This window comes from Vibrio sp. 1249-1, from assembly GCF_033340495.1.
This window is the reverse complement of the sequence record NZ_JAWOWJ010001198.1, coordinates 1-511: the sequence shown is the minus strand read 5'-3', so window position 1 is coordinate 511 and position 511 is coordinate 1. Positions and strand designations below refer to the sequence as shown.

1 protein-coding gene is annotated in these 511 nt (G+C 49.1%); it reads right to left on the bottom strand.

The window, feature by feature from the left end; all coding sequences use genetic code 11:
- Positions 1-511, bottom strand: a 511-nt coding sequence (locus R7Z50_RS31245; protein WP_318150246.1) for a branched-chain amino acid transport system II carrier protein, incomplete at both ends; no start/stop codon positions are given.

Sequence of the window (511 nt, the reverse complement as noted above, 5' to 3'; positions counted from 1 at the left end):
CTCTAAACCGATGTTGGCGATAAAGCCTGACAGTACCATGGTGATGACGACACAGCTTTTGTAGTTCACTTTGCTAAAGGTGTTGTCATAGAACTCGCTGCCTGCGGTTGTTACGCCAATCGCTGTGGTTAAACAGGCCAATACCATGACTGCACCCAACAACACCGAGCCAAACGCACCAAAGTGGTTGAAGGTGAACGCCGTTAAAATATCGCCACCATTGCTAAACTCTGAACCTAAATAAGAGCTAGTGGAACCGATGTAAGACAACGAAATGTAAACAAACGCCATCGCGACAGCGTACATTAAGGCTGCAATTAGAGTGTATTTCGCCGTTGCTCTCGGGCAGTCCACTCCCATGCTGCGGATGGCACGGAAAATGATCCAACCAAAGCCAATTGAGCCCAACGCATCCATCGTCATGTACCCTTGCGTCAGACCTTCTGCAAACGCACCACTCACGGATGGGCCACTGGCTTGTGAGAACTCACCTTTTGTGTAAATCGAGGCA